22 protein-coding genes and 2 riboswitches are annotated in these 23,210 nt (G+C 68.4%); of the genes, 5 read left to right on the forward strand and 17 right to left on the reverse strand.

The genetic code is table 11. The features are described from left to right. Window positions 1-23 precede the first annotated feature (23 nt). The 3 genes from OED52_RS16905 to OED52_RS16915 all read right to left on the reverse strand — a co-directional run bounded on the left by OED52_RS16905 (window position 24) and on the right by OED52_RS16915 (window position 3,079). Window positions 24-806 carry an amino acid ABC transporter ATP-binding protein gene (locus OED52_RS16905; RefSeq protein WP_264151998.1) on the reverse strand — a complete coding sequence of 261 codons (783 nt, stop codon included), beginning with the start codon at window positions 804-806 and terminating at the stop codon, window positions 24-26. Next, entirely contained in the window at window positions 803-1,774 is a 972-nt protein-coding gene (locus tag OED52_RS16910) for an amino acid ABC transporter permease (RefSeq protein WP_264151999.1), read from the reverse strand. Before OED52_RS16910 ends, OED52_RS16905 begins: the two co-directional genes overlap by 4 nt. A gap of 216 nt (window positions 1,775-1,990) precedes the next feature. Beyond that, a riboswitch (SAM riboswitch) is annotated at window positions 1,991-2,083 on the reverse strand. 138 nt (window positions 2,084-2,221) lie between these two features. Next, window positions 2,222-3,079, reverse strand: coding sequence for a hypothetical protein (locus tag OED52_RS16915; RefSeq protein ID WP_264152000.1), 858 nt, complete (start codon window positions 3,077-3,079; stop codon window positions 2,222-2,224). Between the two features lie 169 nt (window positions 3,080-3,248). On the opposite strand from OED52_RS16915, the gene OED52_RS16920 reads away from it, so the two are divergent. Continuing rightward, on the forward strand, window positions 3,249-4,025 hold the full coding sequence (locus tag OED52_RS16920; RefSeq protein ID WP_264152001.1) for a sulfite exporter TauE/SafE family protein: 777 nt from the start codon (window positions 3,249-3,251) through the stop codon (window positions 4,023-4,025). 1 nt (window position 4,026) lies between these two features. Here the strand turns inward: OED52_RS16920 and OED52_RS16925 are convergent, their stop codons facing one another. The 11 genes from OED52_RS16925 to OED52_RS16975 all read right to left on the reverse strand — a co-directional run bounded on the left by OED52_RS16925 (window position 4,027) and on the right by OED52_RS16975 (window position 14,818). Then, window positions 4,027-4,713 (reverse strand): hypothetical protein, encoded by a 687-nt coding sequence (locus OED52_RS16925; RefSeq protein WP_264152002.1) that lies wholly within the window; start codon window positions 4,711-4,713, stop codon window positions 4,027-4,029. Window positions 4,714-4,767: 54 nt separating this feature from the next. Further along, complete coding sequence (locus tag OED52_RS16930; RefSeq protein ID WP_264152003.1) at window positions 4,768-6,735, reverse strand: hypothetical protein; 1,968 nt, start codon at window positions 6,733-6,735, stop codon at window positions 4,768-4,770. Continuing rightward, window positions 6,732-7,289 (reverse strand): signal peptidase I, encoded by a 558-nt coding sequence (locus OED52_RS16935; RefSeq protein ID WP_264152004.1) that lies wholly within the window; start codon window positions 7,287-7,289, stop codon window positions 6,732-6,734. Before OED52_RS16935 ends, OED52_RS16930 begins: the two co-directional genes overlap by 4 nt. An 89-nt stretch (window positions 7,290-7,378) precedes the next feature. Continuing rightward, entirely contained in the window at window positions 7,379-8,008 is a 630-nt protein-coding gene (locus tag OED52_RS16940; protein WP_264152005.1) for a SipW-dependent-type signal peptide-containing protein, read from the reverse strand. Window positions 8,009-8,383: 375 nt separating this feature from the next. Then, window positions 8,384-9,727: a bifunctional adenosylcobinamide kinase/adenosylcobinamide-phosphate guanylyltransferase gene (gene cobU / locus OED52_RS16945; RefSeq protein WP_264152006.1), complete on the reverse strand. Its 1,344-nt coding sequence runs from the start codon at window positions 9,725-9,727 to the stop codon at window positions 8,384-8,386. Beyond that, window positions 9,727-10,536 carry an ABC transporter ATP-binding protein gene (locus OED52_RS16950; RefSeq protein ID WP_413247680.1) on the reverse strand — a complete coding sequence of 270 codons (810 nt, stop codon included), beginning with the start codon at window positions 10,534-10,536 and terminating at the stop codon, window positions 9,727-9,729. The genes cobU and OED52_RS16950 overlap by 1 nt, the downstream gene beginning before the upstream one ends. Beyond that, entirely contained in the window at window positions 10,533-11,561 is a 1,029-nt protein-coding gene (locus OED52_RS16955) for a FecCD family ABC transporter permease (RefSeq protein WP_264152008.1), read from the reverse strand. Before OED52_RS16955 ends, OED52_RS16950 begins: the two co-directional genes overlap by 4 nt. Then, the gene (locus OED52_RS16960) at window positions 11,558-12,463 is read right to left on the reverse strand and encodes an ABC transporter substrate-binding protein (RefSeq protein ID WP_264152009.1); all 906 of its coding nucleotides are present in this window, start codon (window positions 12,461-12,463) and stop codon (window positions 11,558-11,560) included. The genes OED52_RS16955 and OED52_RS16960 overlap by 4 nt, the downstream gene beginning before the upstream one ends. A gap of 78 nt (window positions 12,464-12,541) precedes the next feature. Next, window positions 12,542-12,691, reverse strand: a riboswitch (cobalamin riboswitch). Between the two features lie 8 nt (window positions 12,692-12,699). Continuing rightward, window positions 12,700-13,923: an O-succinylhomoserine sulfhydrylase gene (locus OED52_RS16965; RefSeq protein WP_264152010.1), complete on the reverse strand. Its 1,224-nt coding sequence runs from the start codon at window positions 13,921-13,923 to the stop codon at window positions 12,700-12,702. Further along, on the reverse strand, window positions 13,920-14,330 hold the full coding sequence (locus OED52_RS16970) for a rhodanese-like domain-containing protein (protein ID WP_264152011.1): 411 nt from the start codon (window positions 14,328-14,330) through the stop codon (window positions 13,920-13,922). The genes OED52_RS16965 and OED52_RS16970 overlap by 4 nt, the downstream gene beginning before the upstream one ends. Before the next feature lie 47 nt (window positions 14,331-14,377). Then, window positions 14,378-14,818: an Rv0361 family membrane protein gene (locus tag OED52_RS16975; RefSeq protein WP_264152012.1), complete on the reverse strand. Its 441-nt coding sequence runs from the start codon at window positions 14,816-14,818 to the stop codon at window positions 14,378-14,380. Between the two features lie 294 nt (window positions 14,819-15,112). Here OED52_RS16975 and OED52_RS16980 point away from each other — a divergent pair, with 294 nt between their 5' ends. Beyond that, window positions 15,113-16,510, forward strand: a complete 1,398-nt coding sequence (locus OED52_RS16980; protein WP_264152013.1) for an FAD-dependent oxidoreductase — start codon at window positions 15,113-15,115, stop codon at window positions 16,508-16,510. A gap of 72 nt (window positions 16,511-16,582) precedes the next feature. On the opposite strand, the gene OED52_RS16985 is transcribed toward OED52_RS16980, so the two are convergent. Together OED52_RS16985 and purT are read right to left on the reverse strand one after the other, a co-directional pair. Continuing rightward, window positions 16,583-17,065: a DUF456 domain-containing protein gene (locus OED52_RS16985; RefSeq protein ID WP_264152014.1), complete on the reverse strand. Its 483-nt coding sequence runs from the start codon at window positions 17,063-17,065 to the stop codon at window positions 16,583-16,585. Then, window positions 17,062-18,267, reverse strand: a complete 1,206-nt coding sequence (purT, locus tag OED52_RS16990; RefSeq protein WP_264152015.1) for a formate-dependent phosphoribosylglycinamide formyltransferase — start codon at window positions 18,265-18,267, stop codon at window positions 17,062-17,064. Before purT ends, OED52_RS16985 begins: the two co-directional genes overlap by 4 nt. An 82-nt stretch (window positions 18,268-18,349) precedes the next feature. Between purT and OED52_RS16995 the strand changes: the two genes are divergently transcribed. Then, complete coding sequence (locus OED52_RS16995; protein WP_264152016.1) at window positions 18,350-21,061, forward strand: vitamin B12-dependent ribonucleotide reductase; 2,712 nt, start codon at window positions 18,350-18,352, stop codon at window positions 21,059-21,061. A gap of 6 nt (window positions 21,062-21,067) precedes the next feature. Here the strand turns inward: OED52_RS16995 and OED52_RS17000 are convergent, their stop codons facing one another. Next, window positions 21,068-21,448 carry a VOC family protein gene (locus OED52_RS17000; RefSeq protein WP_264152017.1) on the reverse strand — a complete coding sequence of 127 codons (381 nt, stop codon included), beginning with the start codon at window positions 21,446-21,448 and terminating at the stop codon, window positions 21,068-21,070. 92 nt (window positions 21,449-21,540) lie between these two features. On the opposite strand from OED52_RS17000, the gene OED52_RS17005 reads away from it, so the two are divergent. Next, window positions 21,541-21,918 (forward strand): nuclear transport factor 2 family protein, encoded by a 378-nt coding sequence (locus tag OED52_RS17005; protein ID WP_264152018.1) that lies wholly within the window; start codon window positions 21,541-21,543, stop codon window positions 21,916-21,918. 92 nt (window positions 21,919-22,010) lie between these two features. After that, window positions 22,011-23,108, forward strand: coding sequence for a CaiB/BaiF CoA transferase family protein (locus OED52_RS17010; protein WP_264152019.1), 1,098 nt, complete (start codon window positions 22,011-22,013; stop codon window positions 23,106-23,108). Window positions 23,109-23,210: the final 102 nt, after the last annotated feature.

Consider the following 23,210-nt stretch of genomic DNA (forward strand, 5'->3'; position numbering starts at 1 on the left):
GAATGCGTAGGGGGAAAGGGATGTCAGAGAACGCGGGACAGGAATGCCGCGGTGCGTTCGTGTTTCGGGTGGTCGAGGACGTCCCGGGGTGGGCCCTGTTCGACGATGACGCCGCCGTCCATGAACACGACGGTGTCGGCGACCTCGCGGGCGAAACCGATCTCGTGGGTGACGATCACGAGGGTCGCGCCGTCGAGGGACAGGTCACGGATGACGTCGAGCACCTCACCGACGAGTTCCGGGTCGAGCGCCGAGGTGGGTTCGTCGAAGAGGATCACCGCCGGTCGCAGTGCCAGCGCACGGGCGATGGCCACGCGCTGTTGCTGCCCGCCGGACAGTTGCTTCGGGTAGTCGTGGAGCTTGTCGCCGACGCCCACCCGCTCGAGCAGCGCGCGGGCCTCCGTCTCGACCTCGGCGCGGTCGCGTCCCTGCGCCGAGACGGGTGCCTCGACGACGTTCTCCAGCACCGTCAGGTGCGGGAAGAGGTTGAAGTTCTGGAACACGAACCCGATCCGGGAGCGCTGCCGGAGGATGTCGCGGGCCCGCAACTCGTGGAGTTTGTCGCCGCGCCGCTTGTAACCGATCAGTTCACCGTCGATGCGCACGGTGCCCCGGTCCACCTTCTCGAGGTGGTTGAGGGTGCGCAGCAGGGTGGACTTCCCGGATCCGGACGGGCCGAGGATCACCGTCACGGTGCCCCTGCGCAACTGCAGGTCGATGCCTTTGAGGACCTCGTTGGCACCGAAGGACTTGTGGACACCGCGCACGTCGACGACGTGGTCGACGTCGTCCCGGGTGGCGGTCATCGGGTCGCTCCCCGGGGTGCGCCGATGCCGCCGTCGCGGATCTCGCGGTACCGGGCGACGACCCGCTGCCAGGGGGTGGGAGGCAGTTCGCGGGCCGCACCGCGGGCGTAGTACCGCTCGACGTAGTACTGCCCGATCGAGAGCAGCGTGGTCAGGACGATGTACCAGACGGTCGCGACCATGAGCATGGGCACCACCCGACCGGTGCGACCGAAGATGACCTGGACCTGATAGAACAGTTCGGCGATCGCCATCGTGGAGACGATGGAGGTGCCCTTGAACAGGCTGATCACCTCGTTGGCGGCGTTCGGGAGGATCGCGCGCATCGCCTGCGGCAGCACGATCTTCACGAACTGGCGGCGTCGCGGGATGCCGAGGGCGTTGGCCGCTTCGATCTGGCCGTGGTCGACGGAGATGATGCCGGCGCGGATGATCTCGGCGGAGTAGGCCGCCTGGTGCAGGGCCAGACCGATCACGGCGGCGGTGAACCCGGAGATCACGCCGGAGACACCGAACTCGAAGAAGGCCGGCCCGAACGGGATTCCGATGCTGAGCGTCTGGTACAGGTACGCGATGTTGAACCAGAACAGCAGCTGGACGATGAGCGGGATGGATCGGAACGCCCAGATGTAGGTCCACGAGATGACCTGCAGCACCGGGTTGTTCGACAAACGCCCGATCGCCAGCAGCACACCGAGCGCGAAGCCCAGTACCGTGCCCCACAGGGTGAGCTTGATCGTCATCCACAGTGCGGACAGCACCGAGGAGGCGGTGAAGTACTGCGCGAAGGTCGCCCAGTCCCAGCCGGGATTGGTGATCAGGCCGTGGACGAACTGGGCGGCGACGACGAGTACCGCGATGCTGATCACCCAGCGCCAGGGATGCCAGGTGCGGGCGACGACGAGGTTGTCGTCGTCACGAGGGTCGATCGTCGCGTCGTCGACGCGGATGTCGGTCGGCGCGCTCATCGCGACGTCCTGCGGACAGCAGACATCGTGGGAACCTTTCGGGAATGCGAGGGGACGCGTGCGCCCGGCCCGTCCCCCGCGAGCGGGGCGGGCACACGAGAGCAGCAGGGGTCGTTCGGAGGTGGCGCGTCAGCGACACCGGCAGGACGCGCCGCGTCGCAGGTCGATGTGCCGGCGGCGCCACGAAGCGCGCTCGGTGCTGCGAGTCATGTCCTGCCTCCATCGGTCCCGGCGGTAGCACCCGCACCCGCGCACGGGGGGTTGCTGCGGCGTCGTCGAGCCAGGTCTCTCGGCCGCTCTGGATGGTCGCGGATCAAGCTACGCAGTGCGGCGGGGCGATCCCACCCTTTCTCTCATGCTGGCGCGAATCGGGGCGAAAGGGATGGACGAGACCGTCGTCGGTTGCGGTTTTCCGACCGGTTCCCGGTATCTTCGCCGGTCTCGACCTCACACGGAGGCACCCGCCGCGCGCAGGGCACGCCGCACACGCTCGACGAGAACGTGCGGTCGCCGGTACAGCAGGTCGGCGCCGACGCGGATGACGGTCCACCCCAGCTCGGGCAGCCGCGCGTAGCGGTCGATGTCGAGGGTGCGCTGCGCGGGGTCGGTCCAGTGCTGCACACCGTCGTACTCGACCAGCCTCCTCCATTCCTTCCAGCCCATGTCGGCGCGGGCCACGAACCCGGCGTCGTCGAAGATCTCGATCTGGGTCTCGGGCCTGGGCAAGCCCGCTCGAACCAGGAGGAGACGCGTGTGGGTTTCCGGAGGTGATGCAGCCCCACCGTCCGCGAGTTCCAGAACGGTGCGCATGCGGAGGAGATGCCGAGCTCCCTTGTGCCGTGCGGCGACGGCCTCGATCTCGGGGATCTTCAGGCCGGTGGCGTTGCACAGCGCGTCGACCATCTCGACGGACCTGTCGACGTCGTGGCTCCGGGCCAGGTCGAAGCCCGTCCGCGCGGGTGTCGTCACCGTCATGCCGTCGACGGCGCAGGTCTCGATGCCGGGGATGTTGCGGACGACGATGCCCGGACACGACCGCAGCTTGCCCGGCCTGACGATCTCCGCCGGAAGAGTGGGGTCGAGCCATCGGGTGCCGTGCACGGCGGCTGCGGAGACACCGGCGAGTACACCGGTCGACCCGGCCCACAGCCACGCCGCCTTCGCCCGGAGCAGGGCGGCCGGCTCGACGCCCGGTGCGATGTAGACGTTCCGGTGCAGCTTCCGGAAGTGGTGGGTGAGGCCGTGTCGTGTCACCAGTCCGGCGGCGCGGGCGTCGGTGCCCCGGAACGGTTCGTCGAGGTTCATGGGCAGGAGCGTGACCCGCGGATCGGCCTTCCGGAACCCCCGTTTCGGCGAGTGTGGACAACTTCGGTGTCATCCACAGGCTCGACCGAATCGAGACCGGCGAAGTTCACGCCGAGACGGCCGTACATCGGCAACAACGCCGGTCTCGACGGACCGTAGACTCCCCTCGGTGACCCCGCTCGAACTGTTCCTCGTCGCCCTCGCCGGTCTCGGCGCCGGTGCCATCAACTCGCTCGTCGGCTCCGGCACCCTCATCACTTTCCCCACGCTCATCGCGTTCGGGGTGCCGCCGGTGACCGCGACGATGTCCAACGCGATCGGTCTCGTCGCGGGCGGCGTGTCGGGCACATGGGGTTACCGGCGGGAGCTCCGGGGGCAATGGCACCGGCTGCGGTGGCAGATCCCCGCGTCGGTGTCCGGCGCGCTGCTCGGATCGTGGCTGCTGCTGCACCTGCCGGAGACGGTGTTCGAGTCCGTCGTGCCGGTGCTGCTGATCCTCGCGCTGACGCTCGTCGTGCTGCAGCCGAAGATCCAGGCCTGGGTACTGCGCCGGGTGGGGCACGACGCCGACAGGCCGCTCGGGCCGGTGCGCATGGGGTTACTGCTCCTGGGCACCTTCGCCGTCGGTGTCTACGGCGGCTACTTCACCGCCGCTCAGGGCATCCTCCTCATGGGTGTGTTCGGGGTGCTGCTGACCGATCACATCCAGAAGCAGAACGCCGCGAAGAACCTGCTGTCGCTGCTCGTCAACATCGTGGCGGCCCTGATGTACATCTTCGTGGCGTTCGACCGCATCGACTGGACCGTCGTCGTGCTCATCGCAGCCGGATCGCTGGTCGGCGGATTCCTCGGCTCCCACTACGGACGGCGACTGTCGCCGGTCATGCTCCGCGCGGTGATCGTCGTCGTGGGCCTCATCGGGCTGTTCCGCCTGATGACGTCCTGACTCAGCGGGTGCCCACCGACCAGTCGCCGATCTTCCACTGGAAGAACCAGCAGTGGAAGTACCGCCAGCTACCCAAGCTCGACGACCAGGAAGCCCGATGGCAGTTCTCGCCCCCCGGATTCGGCGGGGCCGGCGGGTCGTCACCCTCCGCGCGGAACTCCCAGAGCGCCACGGTGTCGGTTCGTGATGCCGCCTCGTGCGGCTTCGTGCCGTCCGGGAGCTCCACCCGGAAACACAGCGTGCGGATCGTGTCCGGCTGCAGTGTGAAGTCGCCGCCGCGCTGCGAGATGGGCTGGTCGTTCACGATGGTCGCGGTACCGAAACCCGACTCGTTGCACGACGCCGCGGGAACTTCCGAGACCGAGTAGCGCAGCAGATCCGCGATGGAACCCTGGGTGGTCAGCGCCGGCCGCAGGTTCACCGAGACCGGCGTGGTGACACCGGAGACCGCGCGGAGCGCGACGGGCGCGTAGACGGGCTCACCAGGCACCAGAGCCAGCGGGTCGACCGAGAAGTCGAACTGCCCCGCCTGGCCCTGGGTGGCGAACTCGCCCCACGGACCCGACGCCGTCTGGTCCGAGCTGAAGTTCGCCTGGATACCCCCCTGCGAGGCAGGGGGATTCAGGTGGGAACCGTACCCACAGGAGGCGACCATCCCGAGGGTGCCGAGCATCGCCAACAGGCGCATTCCCTTCCACGCAGATCTCGCTACGCGCACGGCTTGTGTCTCCTGGTCGGCTCGTTATCCGTCGAGGGTGTCGTCGTCGGATGTGGTGGTCTCGGCACCCTCGGTGGTTTCCGGGGCCGACGTGGTGGTCTCGGTCTCGACGGTCGGTGTGCTCTCACCGGTGGTCGTGCTCGGTGCGGTGACCGTCGGCACCGTCACTGTCGGCACGGGCACCGGCGGCAGCGTGAAGATCCAGCCCGCAGTGCCTTCCGGCCGGAGCATCACCGAGTTGCTGCCGTTCGTGAGAGCGAACGTTACCCAGCCCGAGTACTCCTTGCCCGCCGAGAACGTCGTCGGCAGCGGGGTTCCGTCGGTGCAGGCGACACTGGTCGTCTCGACTGGGACGGTGGAGCCATCCGACAGGACCTCACGGAAGTCCTTGGTGCGCAGACCGCCGAGGCTGGTCGTGCCGGGCTCGTCGGCCGTCGTGACGTCCAGCTTCACCGAGACGCAGTCGGTTCCCCGGACGATGTCCACGATCTCGGCGGTGCCGAGTGTGCTGCCGTCGGTGGCGACCATGGTGAACGGCACCTCGGTCTTCACGCGGCTCGGCGTGGTGGGGCCGCTCGGAGCCTTCGTCGTCGACGTCGTGGTTCCCGAGGTCGTGGTGCCGGGCGTCGTGGTCGTCGGTTCTGCGCTCTCCGAGGTTTCTTCGGAGTCGCCGTCGGCCTTGTCGCCGTCCTTCGCCTCCGTCTCCTCCGGAGCGGTGGTTCCGGTCGTGGTGGTGACGGTCGCGGACTTGTCGCTCGCGGCGTCCTCGTCGTCGGCGACGATCTCGGTGTCGCCGGCCTCTTCCTCGAGCTCGAGCGGCGGCTGCGGTGCGGCTTCGCCGATCACACCGTCGGTGATCAGGAGGTCGAGCGGGGAGAGCAGCGTGCGCTTGGCCGCGAGCGGTGCCGTAGTGGTCGTGGGCTCGCAGGAGGTCGGCTCGACCGTCTCCTCTGTGATGTCCTCGACCACTTCCAGCTCGTCCGAAACATCTTCGGAGTCGACGAGTTCGGGGTCGACGGGCTCGGTGGGAACAACATCCGTGGTTGTCCCGGCCTCATCGTTCTCCTCGACCAAGAACTCGTCCTCCGGACGCAGTGCCTCGATCTCAGGAGTGCACACGGGAAGCTCTTGGGCCCGCAACATCATCGGCGCCATTGCGGAAGTGGCCCCGAAACCCTCCAGAGAAGGAAGCGGCACTCCCATACCGCATGCGGCATGCACAACGATCATATCGAGGTACCAGCCGACGCCGTCTATGTACAACCTCAGCGTGGACGAAGCCTGATTTGCATTGACAACGACAGTGTGAGTGAGCGTCGCTGTGCCATTCCGGGTTTCAGCCGTGGCTGTCGCAACTCCGCCAGTGAGTGACGCTTGCGGTACCACAATAGTCTGGTCGGGATCCAGCAAACTGGAGGTGCCCTTAAGAATCATAGTTCCCGAGGGAGGGGTTACCGAAGGAGCTTGTCCCTCTTTACAGGTTGCCGATGTCGTGAACACCTCCCCCGTAGGGCTACTGAATACCGTGACACCAAGTAACCGAGTCGTTTTTGCAACGATGTTCTTGGTACTGGACACCGCATCGGCGACTACATCGGTGGACGCGCAGGTCCCCTCCGTAGACAGGTACGACGCGCAGACTGCAGCCTCCACGCTGATGTAGCCTGCCCCGAGGAGACCATCCGCCTCGAATACGACGAAGTTCGGGTTTCCTAACGAAGCGCGCCCTCTGTCCTGCGCCGTTTTCTCTGTCTCGACACCGTCGAACGTATCGTTGGTGAGGGGACGGCCGATCTTCGAGCGACCCGACACGCTCTGCGCATAGCCGTTGAGAGCAACAGGACTCGCCCCGAAAGTGGAGGACCCGAACACCCGATCGGTCCAGCTCGCCAATGTCTGTCCTACGAGCCCAGTATTGAAGATCGCGGCACCGGCCACGGCGAGGACACCGAGCAGCGCAACGAGGAGGCGCGACGACCTGGGGTTCTTCATTGCTGGTCCTTCGGATCAACAGACGATGCGGGAATGGATTCGAGTTCGGTCTTACGGGGCCAGAACGCCCACAGCACGAGGAGTGCGGCACCGATGGTGAGGGCTCCGAGAATCAAGGGATCCGAGAACCACACGAGAATCGATGCGGCGCCGGGGACGGACCACAGCACCTTCCGTACCTCGGTGACCCGGTAGGGGCCGGGGTCAGGACTGGGATTGGCGTCGCCCTTCATCTCGATGAGGGCTTCACCAGGACCTTGGGGGTAGACGGCGATCACCCGGTGGGTGATGGGGAGTTCTCCCTCCTCGCGGTCCACAGTGACGACATCTCCGACCTTGATCTCATCGGCCGAGATACGTTGCACCACCGACATGGAGCCCTGGGGGATGGTCGGCGACATCGACCCCGTCTTGAACAGGATCAGGGAGATATTGAAGAAGAACGCAGCGATGACCAAGCCGATGCACACCACTCCGCCTGCAGCCAGCAGGTTCAGCACTGCGTTCTCGATACGAGACCACGCGGACTTGTGCGGCTTCTTGCTATCGGGCATGGCATGCACGTTGGTTCAGACCGTTCCTCGATCAGTGGACTGGCGTTGCTTGCGCCTCCCGGTAAGGCCGGGAGGCGCAAGCACAGAGACTAGGAGCTCTGGCCGTTGAAGACCCAGGTCGCCGTGACCTGCTGGTCCTGCAGTGCCAGGTCGCCTGCAGCGTCTTCGCTCAGCTCGGCCTTGAAGCACACCCAGGCGTATCCCTCAGGAGCAAGGGTGATCGCATCGGCAGCCGACGCCAACGCCGACGACAGCGGGCCACTGAAGAGCACGTCACCGGTAGTGGTCGCATCGCACGCTGCCGGAGTCGCAGTGGTCGCTCCGCTCACGAGCGTGGCGGTGATGTCGATCTCGTCAGCAAGGTCGGTCGACCCCGTGATATTGCCCTTCTCCAAGCCGATGGTGGCACCCAGATTGCCGTACTGCTCGTGAAGACCGAAGACGCTGAAGACCGGCTCTTGCGGCACCAGAGCATCGTTGTCGGGCAAGAAGGTCATCGTTGCCGCGTCGCCCTCCTGGACGAAGTCCTCCCAGGCGTTCTCGGCGGGGGTGAAGCCCTGCAGGTTCCACTGGGAGTCGCCGGTTCCGAAGGTCGAGCTACCCCACACGGAGTCGTTCCAGGCGGCGAGGGTGACAGCCGCACCGACGCCGAGGACGAGGCCGGAGGCCAGGATCGCGCGGACCTTGCGACGCTTCTGAGTCTGCTCAGGAGTGGTCATGAAGATTTTCCATTCTCATGGGGCGCAATACTGCGCACTTGGGGGACGCTTGAATTATCCACCGCAACACAAGGTTTGTTACGTGAGCCATCCGACATGTAACGGGCGACTCACAGAACGGCATAGAACACGCCAACCCTGCGCAAAGTCGCAGGTAGAGGCGTTACTTCGAGTGCGGTTCACCCCGCGTTCACCCGGGCCTTTAGCCCTCAAAACGACATTGCACACAATCGAGATCAGATAACAATTCGATAAATGAAACCCCGAGTTCTATGTAAGTTACCCGCGAGTAGGGGTCCACATAAGTTATATTATGGCACGCCCGTACCAATTTTGTTTACCCTTGCCTTACCCGCAATAAGGGGTTCGTTGACCTCAACCCCGCAGCGGGACCGGGATCCCCGCCACCACGAGCGTCACCGTTTCCGAAGCCTCGGCCACTCGAGCATTTAGCCGTCCCAGGAGGTCTCGGAACAGGCGACCCGACGCCGTCGCCGGCACCACCCCACTGCCGACCTCGTTGCTCACCGCGACCACCGGGGCCGGGCACGCCTTCCACGCCTCGAGCAGTTCCTCGATGTCCGCGTCCACGGCCGCGACGTCTCCCCCGTCCCACACGCCGTGCAGATCGAGTCGGGCGGTGAGCCAGGTGCCCAGGCAGTCGACGAGCAGCGGCGTCGTCGCCGACTTCAGCACCTCCGCGACGTCCACCGTCTCCACCGTCGCCCACGAGTCGGGGCGCCGCGCGCGGTGCAACGCAACCCGCTGCGCCCACTCGGCGTCGCCCTCACGCACACCACCCGTCGCGACGTAGGTGACGGCCTCGAACGTCGAGCACAGTTCTTCCGCGTGCCGGGACTTGCCCGACCGCACACCGCCGAGCACCAGCGTCCGATGACCTGTCAGCCGAGGACCGTCGCCCACGTGCACCACCTCTCCGTCGCGACCGGCCCGCGCGCCGCACGCGCCCAGCCGTTCCCCGAGCTCGTCGATCACCGGGTTGTGGTGCCCGAGATGCACGGCGACCACGTCGGTCGACTCCCCCACTGCACCGACTCCGCGGAATCCGTCGAGCATCGATGCGAACTCCGGCAGCCCCAGATGCCCCTCGGACAGTTCGGAACGGTCCCCGAAGGTCTCCTCGAGGAACACCGCGTCGTAGTGGGCGTCGCGCACGGTCTCGAACCGGTCGGTGGGCCACGGCCCGGTGTCGCACGCCCACAGCAGCCGTGAGCCGGTGGGTCCCGTCACGTCGTAGAGCACCGCGTCGCCGTCGCGAAAAACCTTGTGCCGCGCGGGAAGTACGCGAACGTCGTACTCCCCCACCGCGATCCGGTCGCCGGCGGCGACGGGCACGAAGCGCACCGGGTCGTCCGGTCCCGCCCAGGGGCGGCAGACGTCGAGGGCGTCGGCCGGGCCGATCACCTCGAGTTCGCCACAGCCCTCGATCCACGATCGGAACAGCAACGCCTGCGGGCCGAGATGGTCGGTGTGCGCGTGGGTGAGCAGGATGTGCCGCACGTGCGCCAGCGACCTGCCGTACCGCACCGCCGCGCGCGGCGCCTCCGGTCCGCAGTCGAGCATCAGCACGTCGTCGACCAGGGCCGCGGTCTGCCCGCGGATCTCCCCGCGCCGCGCGGCGTCGCTGCACGAGGCACACGAACAGAACGGGCTGGGCCAGCCGTCGGCGGCACCCGTGCCGAGCAGCAGCACCTCCATCAGGACGCCTCCGAGGCACCGCGCAGCGGCAGGACGGCCCGGCCCGAGGGGCGGTCGAGGATCTCGACGCGCGCGCCGTAGACCGCGGCGACCCGTTCGGTGGTGAGCACGTCGGTGGGTGCACCGTCGGCGACGACCCGCCCGCCGGCGAGGAGCACGAGGCGTTCGCCGTACTGGGAGGCGGAGGTGAGGTCGTGCATCGCGGCGATGACGGTGAGGTCGCTCTCGGCACGCATCGAGTCGACGAGTTCGAGCACCTGCTGCTGGTGGCCGATGTCGAGCGCGCTGGTGGGTTCGTCGAGGAGCAGCACCCGCGGCTGCTGCGCGAGGGCCCGCGCCAGCACGACCCGCTGCAGTTCACCCCCGGACAGTTCCGATGCGAGGCGCGGCGCGAACGATCCGAGTTCGAGGCGTTCGACGATCCGGTCGACCACCTCGACGTCGTGCGGGGTCTCGGAGCCGAAGCGCGGGATGTGGGGGGTGCGGCCGAGGTGGATCAGTTCCTTCACGGTCACGCCCTCGGGGACCACGGGGCGCTGCGGCATCAGCGCGACCGCGCGGGCCATGTCCCGCCGCGACGCGCGGCCCGGCGCGATCCCCCCGACGTGGAGGGCACCGGTGGAGGGGACGAGACCGGCGAGGACGTGCAGCAGGGTGGTCTTGCCGGAACCGTTGGGGCCCACCAGCGACACCCACGACCCCGCGACGACGTCGAGGTCCACCCGGTGCAGCACCTCGACACCGCCGCGCGCGGCGCTCACGCCGCGGCACGACACCGCGGCAAGTTCGGTCGTCACGTCGCCGATCATCGGACCCCCCGACTACGTCTGAGAACCACCAGGAAGAAGGGAGCGCCGACGGCGGCGGTCACCACGCCGATCGGTAGTTCGGCGGGCGCCATCACGCTGCGGGCGAGGACGTCGGCGAGCACGAGGAACGCCGCCCCCACCATCAGCGACAGCGGCAGCAGCAGCCGGTGGCCGGGCCCGACGAGCAGCCGCACGGCGTGGGGCACGACGATGCCGACGAACCCGATGAGCCCGCTCGCGGACACCACCGCGGCGGTGCCGAGCGTCGCGACGCTCACCAGCAGCAGGCGGACGCGGGCGGGATGGATGCCGAGGCTCGCGGCCTCGACGTCGCCGACCGACATGACGTCCAGTGTGCGCCGGTGCAGCGCGATGATCGCGACGGTGACCACGACGTAGGGCAGGACGGTCAGGACGTCGGACCAGCCGTCGGTGGCCAGGCGGCCGAGCATCCACGAGTAGACCTGGCGCAGCGTGTCGTCGTGCAGCTGCATGAAGAAGGTCTGGATGGCGTTCGCGAAGGCCGCGACGGCGACACCGGCGAGGATGATGACCACCTCGGAGCGGACACCGCCGACGGTGCGGCCGAGCGCGTAGGTGGCGCCGACGGCGAGCATGCCGCCCACGAACGCGGCCGGCGGTACCCCGGCGAAACCGGCGGCGCCGCCCACGACGATGGCGAGGGTGGCGCCGAGACCGGCCCCGCTCGAGACCCCCAGCAGGTAAGGGTCGGCGAGCGGGTTGCGGAAGACTCCCTGGTAGGCGGCCCCCGCGACGGCGAGCATTGCGCCGACGAGCACCCCGAGCACCACCCGCGGCATGCGGATGTTCCACAGGATGGCCTGCTGGCGGGTGGTCAGGCCCGAGTCGACGTCGACGAACGGCAACCGGTCGGCGATGTCGAGCAGGACCCCGCCGGGTGTGAGCCCGGCGGGGCCGACGAGGATGCCCAGCAGCATCGCGGCGAGCAGGATCGACGCCGCGCCGGTCAGCACGAGCGCGCGACGTCGCGGGGCCGCGATCAAGGCGTGGGCGCGGTGACCGGAATGCCGCCGACGATGCCGGCGACCTCACGCATCAGGTCCACCACGCGCGGACCCCAGCGGCTGGCGATGTCCTCGTCGAGAACGTAGACGCGCCCTTCGCGGACGGCGGTGAGTTCCTCCCAGCCGGCGCGCTGCGCGACGACCTCGGGTGTGACGCCGCAGCACTGTCCGTCGGCCAGGAAGATCACGTCGGGGTTCTGCTCGAGGACGTATTCGGCGGACAGCTGCGGGTAGCCGTTGCTGCCGGTGGCGATGGAGGTCAGCCCCAGCATCGAGTGGATCTCACCGATGTAGGTGTCGTCGGTGACGGAGTAGAAGGTGTTGTCGAGCTCCTGGTAGTAGGTCAGCGGCGTCTCGCGCTCGGGCAGACCGGCGAGGATCTCGTCGATGTCTGCCTGCATCTGTGCGACGAGCTCGGCGGCCTCCCCGACGTGCCCGGTGGCGGCGCCGAGCTGTTCGAGCTGGGTGTAGGTGTCGTCGAGGGTCTGTGCGGCTGGCAGGATCAGCGTCTCGACCCCGGCCTGTTCGAGTCCGGCGACGAGGTCACCGGTGTCGGCGTTGGCGACGACGAGGTCGGGTTCGTAGCCGAGGATCGCCTCGACGTTGGGGGTGTAACCGGACAGATCGGTGACGGGAGCGTCCGTCGGGTAGTCGGAGCGGTCGTCGACGGCGACGACCTGGTCGCCCGCGCCGATGGCGTAGAGCATCTCCGTGCTGGTGGGGCTCAGCGACACGATGGCCTGCGGGACGTCCGCCGCGGCGGTGTCGGTCTCCCCGGCGGGAGACGAGTCGTCGCTGCTCGAGCACCCTGCGGCGAGGAGCGCGAAGACGGTCAGGCCGGCGGCGAGCCACCGCCGGGAATCGTTTACGGGCACAGCCATCCTCCGTGTGTCGGAGGACGAAAACAGTACGGCTGCAACGGCGCGTTGCGGCACGTCCCGTCCTTCGTCCGAGGAACAGTACGTACGAACCCGCGGCGCCGGCTGACCTGGCTCACCCGGGGGTACGGGCTCACAGTTGCGGGACAGCGCCGGAATTGCACCGGCTTCACCGAAAACGCTGCGGGTGTCCTGTCGAGTCGACAGGACACCCGCAGCGTAACTCACGGCTCAGCAGGTCAGGAGAGCGCCTGCTGCAGATCTTCGAGCAGGTCCTCGGGGTCCTCGAGGCCCACCGAGAGGCGGACGACACCGTCGGACAGGCCGATGGCGGCGCGGCCCTCCGGTCCCATCGCGCGGTGCGTGGTGGTCGCCGGGTGGGTGATGAGGGACTTGGCGTCGCCGAGGTTGTTGGAGATGTCGACGATGCGCAGCTTGTTCAGCAGCTCGAAGGCCCGCTTCTTGCCCTCGCCCTCGGGGGCGTCGAGTTCGAAGGTGACGATGGTGCCACCGCCGCTCATCTGCGACTTCGCCAGCTCGTACTGGGGGTGCGATTCGAGATAGGGGTACTTGACCCAGCGCACCGCGGAGTGGTCCTCGAGGAACTGTGCGATGCGCAGCGCCGAACCGACCGCGGCGTTCACGCGCAGCGGCATGGTCTCGAGGCCCTTGAGCAGCGTCCACGCGTTGAACGGGCTCAGCGACGGCCCGGTGTGGCGGATGAGCTGCTGGACTGGACCGTCGATGTACTCCTTGGACCCGAGGATCGCACCGCCGAGCACGCGGCCCTGGCCGTCGATGTGCTTGGTGCCCGAGTAGACGACGACGTCGGCACCGAGATCGAGGCTGCGCTGCAGCAGCGGGGTGGCGAAGACGTTGTCCAGCACCACCTTCGCGCCGGCGGCGTGCGCCATCTCGGAGACGCGGCGCACGTCGACGAGGGTTTGCATCGGGTTCGAGGGGGTCTCGAAGAACACCGCGGTGGTGGGCACCGACAGGGCCTTCTCCCACTGGTCGAGGTCCTCGCCGTCGACGAAGACGGTCTCGACACCCCAGCGGGGCAGGATCTCGTTGCACACCACGAAGCAGGAGCCGAACAGGCTGCGGGCCGCGACGAGGCGGTCGCCCTTGCCGAGCAGCGCAGCGAGGGCGGTGAACACCGCGGACATGCCGGACGCGGTGGCGTAGGCACCCTCGGCACCGTCGAGCAGGCGCAGGCGCTCCTCGAACATCTTGACCGTGGGGTTGCCGTAGCGGGAGTAGACGAAGTGGTCGACCTCACCGGTGAAGGCGGCCTCGGCGGCCTCGGCGGATTCGTAGACGAACCCGGAGTTCAGGTAGACCGCCTCGGAGGTCTCCTCGAAGCCGGACCGGAGGGTCCCGCCGCGCACGCCGAGCGTGGCCGGCCGGACGGTCTCGGGCAGGGCCTTGTGGAAGGCACCGCCCTGGGGGATGGAACTCACGACTGCCTCCACGGCAGGCCCTCGGCCCGCCAGCCCTGGGCACCCCGATGCCCTTCGGCATCGAGGGCGCCTTCGAATCCTTCGAGAACGTTGTAGGCGGGGGTCAGGCCCGCAGCGGTGGCCGCTTCGGCGGCACCGATGGAACGCTGGCCCGAGCGACACAGGAAGATCACCGGCCCCTTGTCGATCCCCGCAGCCTTCAGGTCTTCGACGAAGGACTTGTTCGGCACGCCGTCGGGGTAGCGAACCCACTCGACGAACACGGTCCGGCGACCGAGCGACGAGGTCTCGGGTACCCCGACGTACTTCCACTCGGCTTCGGTTCGCACATCGACGAGCACGGCATCCGGATTTTCCTGCAGCAGGTCCCATGCCTGCCGCGGCGTTATATCACCTGCGTAGCTCACCCCGACATGTTTTCACAGGTAGGGCTGTGACGTGCATCCGGGCGGCGTCAGAAGCGGCAGACCCGCCAATTGTCACCGACCCGGACGAACTGCCAGGTGGAGGTCTCCGGTTCGTCGCCGGTGCGCACCCGCACGTCCGCGGTGCCGCGATCGCCGTCGACGGAGATGTTCTGCGTGGCCTGCAGCTCGACGGAGCCCTCGACCCCCGTCAGGGGCGCCTCGTCGGCGGGCAGATCGTCGCAGCGCAGCCGGTCGAGGACCTGGTCGTCGTCGCCGTTGTGGGCGGTGACGTAGTCGGTGACGGTGCGGCGGACGAGTTCGTCGTCGCCGACGTTCTCGCCGGACGGGGAGAACAGCTGGGCGCCGAGGACGACGACGGCGAGCACCACGATGACGGCGAGCGCCCCGAAGAAGGGGGCGGCGCTGCGGTCGTTCGGGCCTTCCGGGTCGGGGCCGGGATCGGGTTCGGGTGCTCCGCGTCGTGCCATGTCATCGATCCTATCGGCGCCGGTCCGGGGGTCTTCGGGGGACCGCATTTGCCCAATAAACCCTCTCGAGGTAGGAATTGTGACATGGCCACCACGCAGCTCGTTCGACGCCTCGCCGTCGACCTGTGCCGTCTGTGTGCCCACATGTGTTGTCGCTGAAGCGATTCGCTCGACGGCTGGATCCCGTTTACATCGCCGTCATCCCTGCGTGACCTGCGCCTCACCCACTGAGGGTAGCCTTAACTCAAGCTGCATTCTGTCCGTCCGTACACCGAAGAGGTAGTTGATCCCCTGATGACCGATCAGACTCGTCCCCTTCGCGTCGCGATCGTCGGTGCCGGTCCCGCCGGTATCTACGCCGCCGATGCGCTCATGAAGTCCGACACTGCGCAGGATCCCGGGGTCAGCATCGACCTGTTCGAGCGCATGCCGGCACCGTTCGGTCTGATCCGTTACGGTGTCGCCCCCGACCACCCGCGCATCAAGGGCATCATCACCGCGCTGCACAAGGTGCTCGACAAGCCGCAGATCCGCCTCCTCGGCAACCTCGACTACGGCACCGACTTCAACCTCGACGACCTGAAGCGCTTCTACGACGCCGTGATCTTCTCGACCGGCGCGAACGCGGACCGGGCACTGAACATCCCCGGCATCGACCTGGACGGCAGCTACGGCGCCGCCGACTTCGTGTCCTGGTACGACGGCCACCCCGACGTGCCGCGCACCTGGCCGCTCGAGGCCGAGAAGGTCGCCGTCCTCGGTGTCGGCAACGTCGCCCTCGACGTCGCACGCGTACTCGCCAAGACCGGCGACGAGCTGCTGCCGACCGAGATCCCGCCGAACGTCTACGAGGGCCTGAAGAACAACAAGGCCGTCGAGGTGCACGTCTTCGGTCGTCGCGGTCCGGCGCAGGCCAAGTTCACGCCGCTCGAGCTGCGCGAGCTCGACCACTCCCCCAACATCGAGGTCATCGTCGACCCGGAGGACATCCAGTACGACGAGGCGTCCGAGCAGGCCCGCCGCAACTCCAAGCAGGTCGACATGGTCGCCAACACCCTCCAGGACTGGGCGATCCGCGACGTGGGCGACCGCCCGCACAAGCTGTTCCTGCACTTCTTCGAGTCGCCGCACGAGATCCTCGGCGAGGACGGCAAGGTCGTGGGCCTGCGCACCGAGCGCACCGAGCTCGACGGCACCGGTAACGTCCGCGGCACCGGCAAGTTCAACGACTGGGAGGTCCAGGCCGTCTACCGCGCCGTCGGCTACCTGTCGCAGAACATCGCGAAGCTGCCCTTCGACGACCAGGCCGGCACCGTGCCGAACGAGGCCGGCCGCGTGCTCGTCGACGAGAACGCCGAGGGTCACGACCGGTTCATGCCGCACACCTACGTCACCGGCTGGATCAAGCGTGGTCCGGTGGGCCTGATCGGCCACACCAAGGGCGATGCGAACGAGACCGTCGCGAACCTGCTCGAGGACCGCGCCGCCGGTCGCCTCAACACCCCGGAGGAGCCCTCCGAGGACGCCGTGGTGAAGTTCCTCGAGGAGAAGCAGCTCCCCTACACCACCTGGCAGGGCTGGTACCGCCTCGACGCGCACGAGCGCGCACTCGGTGAGGCCGAGGGCCGCGAGCGCGTGAAGGTCGTCGAGCGCGAGGAGATGTTCCGCGCCAGCGAGCCGCACAAGGCGTGATGGTCGCCTGACCTGCACGAACGAGGAAGGCCCCGTCCGCACGGACGGGGCCTTCCTCGTGTTCGGGGTGCTTCAGGCGACCAGGACCGCCCCGAGCCACACCGACGCGGCGACGAGCCCACCGAGCAGTTCGACGAGGATCGACAGCGCCACGGCCTTGGTGGCGGCGACCGTCGCGACCCACGCGTCGCGGTGGGTGCGGTGCCGCTGCGCCTCCGACAGGTACATGCCGAGCAGGAAGCCGAGGAACAACCCCACCACGGGGACGACGAAGAACCCGACGATGCCGAGCAGGCCGCCGATCACCAACGACCGGTTCGGCACCCCGGCCTGCTGCAGCCGCTTGCCGGGCCAGGTGTACTTCACGATGCCGGTGACGAGCAGCGCCGCGGTGGCCACCGCGAGCACGATCCAGGCGGTGGTGCCGCCGGTGACGAACGCCCACACCGCGATGGCCGCGAAGATCAACAGGACGCCGGGCAGGATCGGCACCACGATGCCGACCAGGCCGACGAGGATCGCCAGCCCGACCAGAACCTCGGCGCCCGCGCTCACGGTGCGACGGGCCTGACGAGGGAGGCGGCCTCGGTGGCGCGGGCCCGCGCGGTCCCGACGTCGGGGCCGGTCGACACCGCGACCCCCATGCGGCGGCGCGGGAACGATTCGGGCTTGCCGAACAGCCGCAGGTCCGTTTCGGGGATGCGCAGGGCGTCGCCGACACCCTCGAAGGCGATACCGGTGGCGTCCATGCCGCCGTAGATCACGGCGGAGGCACCCGGCGACAGCAGCCCGGTATCGACGGGCAGGCCCAGGATGGCGCGGGCGTGCAGCTCGAACTCGGAGTAACGCTGCGTGCGCAGGGTGACCAGACCGGTGTCGTGCGGGCGGGGGCTGACCTCGGAGAAGTACACCTCGTCGCCCTTGACGAACAGTTCGACGCCGAACACCCCGCGGCCGCCGAGCGCACCGGTGACCGCCGCGGCGACCTCCCGGGCCCGGGTCAGCGCGGCCTCGCTCATCGGCTGCGGCTGCCACGACTCGACGTAGTCGCCGTCGCGCTGCAGGTGCCCGATGGGTTCGCAGAAGTGGGTCTCGATCTCGCCCGAGGGTCCGAGCGCCCGCACGGTGAGCTGGGTGATCTCGTAGTCGAACTCGACGAAGCCCTCGACGATGACGGTGCCGCGGTTCACCCGGCCGCCGGCCATCGCGTACTCCCAGGCGGCGTCGAGCGCGTCGGCGGAACGGACGGTGGACTGGCCCTTGCCCGACGACGACATCACCGGCTTGATCACGCACGGGAAACCGACCTGCGCGGCGGCGTCACGGAGTTCGTCGAGGCTGGAGGCGAAGCGGTAGGGCGAGGTGGGCAGGCCCAGTTCCTCGGCGGCGAGGCGACGGATGCCCTCGCGGTTCATGGTGAGCTGGGTGGCACGGGCCGTGGGGACGACCTCGGCGAGGCCGCGTTCCTCGACGACGGCCAGGGCGTCGGTGGCGATGGCCTCGATCTCCGGCACCACCAGGTGCGGGCGCTCGGCCTCGATCAACTCGAGCAGGGCCTGCGGGTCGCTCATGTCGATGGTGTGGGCGCGGTGCGCGACCTGGTGTCCCGGGGCGTTGGGGTAGCGGTCCACGGCGACGACCTCCACGCCGAGCCGTTGCAGAGCGATCACCACCTCCTTGCCGAGCTCGCCGGAGCCGAGCAGCAGCACCTTGGTGGCGGTGGGAGACAGCGGAGTACCGAGACGCGGTGAGACCATGGTGGGACTATATGTGGCACGGATCCACGGTCCCCGGAGGAACGCCATGAGCAGTGCCGAGCCTCACAGCAGTCCACGCAGCATGCCCGATCCGGCCGGCGACGGGGTGCGCGGCGACGTCCGCTTCTTCACCACACCCGGCGTCGACCCGGCCGACACGATCGACTGGCAGCGCCGCGACGCGCGGATCGTCCACCACGGCACCGGCCGGGTGGTGTTCGAGCAGACCGACGTCGAGTTCCCGGCGTTCTGGTCGCAGAACGCCACCGACATCGTCACGCAGAAGTACTTCCGGGGCCCGCTCGGCAGTCCCGAGCGGGAACGCTCGCTGCGCGACGTGGTGGCCCGCATCGTCGACACGATCACCGCGTGGGGGCACACCGACGGGCACCTCGACGATCCCGAGGCCTTCGCCGCCGAACTGACCCATCTGCTGCTGCACCAGAAGGCGTCGTTCAACAGCCCGGTGTGGTTCAACATCGGGGTGCCGAACACGCGGCAGCAGGCCAGCGCGTGTTTCATCCTCTCGGTCGACGACAGCATCGACTCGATCCTCGAGTGGTACCGGCAGGAGGCGGTGATCTTCAAGGGCGGCTCCGGTGCCGGGGTGAACCTGTCGCGCATCCGGTCGTCGGTGGAGCCGCTGGCCGGCGGCGGGGTCGCGTCGGGTCCGGTCAGTTTCATGCGCGGCGCCGACGCCTCGGCCGGGACGATCAAATCGGGCGGCAAGACCCGCCGTGCGGCGAAGATGGTGATCCTCGACGTCGACCATCCCGACATCGAGGAGTTCGTCGACTGCAAGGCGATCGAGGAACGCAAGGCTCGGGCGCTCGCCGAGGCCGGTTTCGACATGGGAGTCGACGGCCGCGACATCCACTCGGTGCAATACCAGAACGCCAACAACTCGGTGCGGGTCACCGATGAGTTCATGCAGGCGGTCGTCGGCGACGCCGAATGGCCGTTGCGTGCGGTGACCACCGGCGAGATCGTGCGGCCGGTGCGGGCGCGGGAGTTGTTGCAGCGCATCGCCGCTGCCACCTGGGAGTGCGCCGATCCCGGGGTCCAGTACGACACCACCATCAACGCCTGGCACACCGCTCCGGCGGCGGGGCGGATCAACGCGTCGAATCCGTGCTCGGAGTACATGCACCTCGACGATTCGGCGTGCAATCTCGCGAGCCTGAACCTGCTCGCCTTCCTGCGGGAGGACGGCACCTTCGACGTCGACGCCTTCCGGCACGCGGTGGCCGTGATGCTCACCGCGCAGGAGATCCTCGTCGGCCGCGCCGACTACCCCACCGAGCGGATCGCCGAGACCTCGCGGCGGTTCCGGCAGCTGGGCCTGGGCTACGCGAATCTCGGTGCGCTGCTGATGGCCTCGGGTCTTCCCTACGACAGCGACGCCGGGCGTGCGACGGCGGCGGCGATCACCGCACTGATGACCGGGCACGCCTACGCCGTCTCCGCGTATCTGGCGCGGCGCCTCGGCCCGTTCGACGGCTACGACGAGAATCGGGAGGCGATGCTCGTGGTGCTCGGCAAGCACCGCGGGGCGCTCGACGACGTCGACGCCTCCCTCGCCCCACCCGCGATCCTCACCGCCGCGCGACAGGCCTGGGATCGGGCGGTCGCCGACGGCACCGAGTCCGGGGTGCGCAACAGTCAGGTCAGCGTGCTCGCCCCGACCGGCACGATCGGTCTCGCGATGGACTGCGACACCACCGGCATCGAACCCGATCTGGGGCTGGTGAAGACGAAGAAGCTCGTCGGTGGCGGCACCCTCACCATCGTCAATCGTATTGTGCCGCGGGCACTTTCTCGTCTGGGTTACGGTCCGGCGCAGGTCGCCGACATCGTCGCGCATCTCGACCTGTACCACGACCTCGCCGGCGCGCCGCATCTGCGCGACGAGCACATGCCGGTGTTCGCGACGTCCATGGGCGACAACGTCATCTCGCCGCGCGGGCACGTGGCGATGATGGCGGCGGTGCAGCCGTTCCTGTCGGGAGCGATCTCCAAGACGGTGAACCTGCCCGAATCGGCGACCGTCGACGACATCGCCGACCTGTACGTCGACGCGTGGCGGCTCGGCGTGAAAGCCCTTGCCGTCTACCGGGACAACTGCAAGGTCGGGCAGCCGCTGTCGACCTCGTCGAGAGCGTCCGCGGCGGCCCCGGTGCCGGTTCCGGCCGGTCCGCGCCGGGAACGTCTCCCCCGCACCCGCCGCTCGCGGACCTTCGAGTTCCGGGTCGCCGACTGCAAGGGTTTCGTCACCATCGGCGAGTACGACGACGGGCGCCCGGGCGAGATGTTCCTGCGCGTGTCGAAGCAGGGCTCCACGCTGGCCGGGATCATGGACGCGTTCTCGATGTCGGTGAGTTACGGCCTGCAGTACGGGGTTCCGCTGCGCACCTTCGTGCGGGCGTTCACCAGCACACGATTCGAACCGGCGGGCATCACCGACGATCCGGACCTGCGGATCGCCACCTCGATCCTGGACTACATCTTCCGACGGCTGGCCGTGGACTATCTCGAACCGAGCGAGCGGGCCGAACTGGGGATCCTCACCGTCGCGGAGCGGAGCGGGCCGGACGGGCCGACACTGACGCCCTATTCGAGCAGCCCGGCGCGGGAACCCGATCCGTCGGAGACCACCCCGCAGCCCGGGGGTCTGGCGGCACCGTCACCGTCGAATCCGGATGCGCCGTACTGCATGCAGTGCGGCGTGAAGATGCAGCGAGCGGGATCGTGCCACGCGTGCCCGTCGTGCGGGAACACCAGCGGCTGCAGCTGAGATCCGTCAGCCACGCTCTTCGAGGAGGGCGAGGACGTTGCCGTGCGGGTCGCGGAACCACGCGACCCGCATGCCGTCCGGGGCGGACCACGCGTCGTGGTCGTCCTGGTCCATACCCTTGTAGCGGATGAACTCCACACCGTGTTCGCGGAGCCGTTCGACGGTGCCGTCCAGATCGGTCACCCGCCAGCCCAGCGCCGTGTACCCGGTCTCCTCCCGTGACTGCACCAGCGTGATCCGGATGGGGGCGCCGTCGCCGCCGTCGATCACGAGAGCGAACGGGTCGCGGGAGAGTTTCCGGAAGCGGAGGGTGTCGACGTAGAACATCTCCGAGACGTCGAGGTCGGTGCTCGGAACGAAACTCACGAGTTGGCCGGTGATCGTCATGTCTCCACTGTGCTCCGGACGGTGCGGGCGCGCAGTGGATTCGCCGGATTCGCGGCCGCCTTCCGGCGCCGCGACAGGCTACGCTCTCGATCATGAGCACTTCGGAGATCGCAACGGTTCTGGCCTGGCACGACGCCGTCAACAGCAACGACATCGACACCCTCGTGCAACTGTCGAGCGACGACATCGTGCTGCCCACCGGGGACGACGATCCCGACCAGGGGCTCGACGAACTGCGGGAATGGGCCACCACCGCGGGCGTCACCCTCGAGCCCGGCCGGATGTTCGTACACCACGGGGTCGTCGTGGTGGAGGAACGCGCGACCTGGGCGTCGGAGCCGGCGCCGCGCGACGAGGCGATCGCCTTCCGTGTGGTCGACGACCAGGTGGTCACGGTGGTGCGGCACACGACCCTCGAGGAGGCCTTCGAGGCGACGGGCCTGAGCGAGGCGGACCTCTACGAGTCGTGATCCCGTTCCGGGTGACCATGCTCATATTCTGAACGCTCGCTAAGGTACTCTCCGGTACGACAGTCCCTACGCATCGGAGTGAGGTTCGTCGAGTGTCCGCTGAAGCTGTTGAGAAGAAGGGTCCGCTCGCGGGTATCCGCGTCGTGGAGTTCAAGGGGCTCGGTCCCGGCCCGCACGCCGCGACCCTGCTCGCCGATCTCGGCGCAGACGTCGTCATCGTGCAGCGTCCCGGTGAGATTCCCGCCGAGGGACAGCGAGACCCCATTCAGCGCAACCGCCGCGTCGTCGAGGCCAACCTCAAGGATCCGGCCGACGTCGAGAAGATCCTGAGCCTGCTCGAGCGCGCCGACGTGCTCATCGAGGGCTTCCGCCCCGGCGTCACCGAGCGCCTCGGTCTCGGCCCCGACGTGGTGCTCGAACGCAACCCGCGCCTCGTCTACGGCCGCATGACCGGCTGGGGCCAGGAGGGTCCGCTCGCCAACGCCGCCGGCCACGACATCAACTACATCTCCCTCACCGGCGTCCTGCACGCCATCGGTCGCCAGGGCGAGCGCCCGGTGCCGCCGCTGAACATGGTCGGCGACTTCGGTGGCGGCTCGATGTTCCTCGTGTTCGGCATCCTCTCCGCCCTCGTCGAGCGTCAGACCTCCGGCAAGGGCCAGGTCGTCGACGCGGCGATGGTCGACGGTGCCCTCGCCCTCTCGCACATGATGTGGGCCTTCCGCGGCCGCGGCGCGTGGTCGGACGAGCGCGGCGTGAACATGCTCGACACCGGCGCCCCCTTCTACGAGGTCTACGAGACCAAGGACGGCAAGTACATGGCCGTCGGCGCCATCGAGCCGCAGTTCTACGCGCTGCTGCTGAAGGGCCTCGAGCTCGACGCCGAGGAGCTGCCGCACCAGCTCGACACCTCCCGCTGGGCGGAACTGAAGAAGATCTTCACCGAGAAGTTCCTGACGAAGACCCGCGACGAGTGGACCGAGATCTTCCTCGGCACCGACGCCTGCGTCTCTCCGGTCCTCACCTGGGCCGAGGCGGAGAAGAACGAGCACATCGCCGCCCGCGGCTCGCTGATCGAGATCGACGGCATCGTCCAGCACGCCCCGGCGCCGCGCTTCTCGCGCACCCCCGCCGGCACCCCGTCGGGACCGGCCGCCGAGCCCACCGACATCGACACGCTGTGGGTCTGATCCCGGTCCGATGCCCTGCCGAGCCCGGCACCGTCCCGTTGCGGACGGCGCCGGGCTCGGTCGTATACAGCCGGTCCCGTTTTGTGACCTGATTCACACATC

This window comes from Rhodococcus sp. Z13 (assembly GCF_025837095.1).
Classification (GTDB): domain Bacteria; phylum Actinomycetota; class Actinomycetes; order Mycobacteriales; family Mycobacteriaceae; genus Rhodococcus; species Rhodococcus sacchari.

What these genes read in the sequence shown, in the direction of transcription:
- OED52_RS16915 (WP_264152000.1), bottom strand. Translation starts at nt 3,079, where the DNA reads ATGAACCTCGACGAACCGTTCCGGGGCACCGACGCCCGCGCCGCCGGA.
- OED52_RS16910 (WP_264151999.1), bottom strand. Translation starts at nt 1,774, where the DNA reads ATGAGCGCGCCGACCGACATCCGCGTCGACGACGCGACGATCGACCCT.
- OED52_RS16940 (WP_264152005.1), bottom strand. Translation starts at nt 8,008, where the DNA reads ATGACCACTCCTGAGCAGACTCAGAAGCGTCGCAAGGTCCGCGCGATC.
- purT (WP_264152015.1), bottom strand. Translation starts at nt 18,267, where the DNA reads ATGGTCTCACCGCGTCTCGGTACTCCGCTGTCTCCCACCGCCACCAAG.
- OED52_RS17005 (WP_264152018.1), top strand. Translation starts at nt 21,541, where the DNA reads ATGAGCACTTCGGAGATCGCAACGGTTCTGGCCTGGCACGACGCCGTC.
- OED52_RS17000 (WP_264152017.1), bottom strand. Translation starts at nt 21,448, where the DNA reads ATGACGATCACCGGCCAACTCGTGAGTTTCGTTCCGAGCACCGACCTC.
- OED52_RS16950 (WP_413247680.1), bottom strand. Translation starts at nt 10,536, where the DNA reads ATGATCGGCGACGTGACGACCGAACTTGCCGCGGTGTCGTGCCGCGGC.
- OED52_RS16960 (WP_264152009.1), bottom strand. Translation starts at nt 12,463, where the DNA reads ATGGCTGTGCCCGTAAACGATTCCCGGCGGTGGCTCGCCGCCGGCCTG.
- OED52_RS16975 (WP_264152012.1), bottom strand. Translation starts at nt 14,818, where the DNA reads ATGGCACGACGCGGAGCACCCGAACCCGATCCCGGCCCCGACCCGGAA.
- OED52_RS16935 (WP_264152004.1), bottom strand. Translation starts at nt 7,289, where the DNA reads ATGCCCGATAGCAAGAAGCCGCACAAGTCCGCGTGGTCTCGTATCGAG.
- OED52_RS16995 (WP_264152016.1), top strand. Translation starts at nt 18,350, where the DNA reads ATGCCCGATCCGGCCGGCGACGGGGTGCGCGGCGACGTCCGCTTCTTC.
- OED52_RS16905 (WP_264151998.1), bottom strand. Translation starts at nt 806, where the DNA reads ATGACCGCCACCCGGGACGACGTCGACCACGTCGTCGACGTGCGCGGT.
- OED52_RS16930 (WP_264152003.1), bottom strand. Translation starts at nt 6,735, where the DNA reads ATGAAGAACCCCAGGTCGTCGCGCCTCCTCGTTGCGCTGCTCGGTGTC.
- cobU (WP_264152006.1), bottom strand. Translation starts at nt 9,727, where the DNA reads ATGGAGGTGCTGCTGCTCGGCACGGGTGCCGCCGACGGCTGGCCCAGC.
- OED52_RS16980 (WP_264152013.1), top strand. Translation starts at nt 15,113, where the DNA reads ATGACCGATCAGACTCGTCCCCTTCGCGTCGCGATCGTCGGTGCCGGT.
- OED52_RS16925 (WP_264152002.1), bottom strand. Translation starts at nt 4,713, where the DNA reads ATGCGCCTGTTGGCGATGCTCGGCACCCTCGGGATGGTCGCCTCCTGT.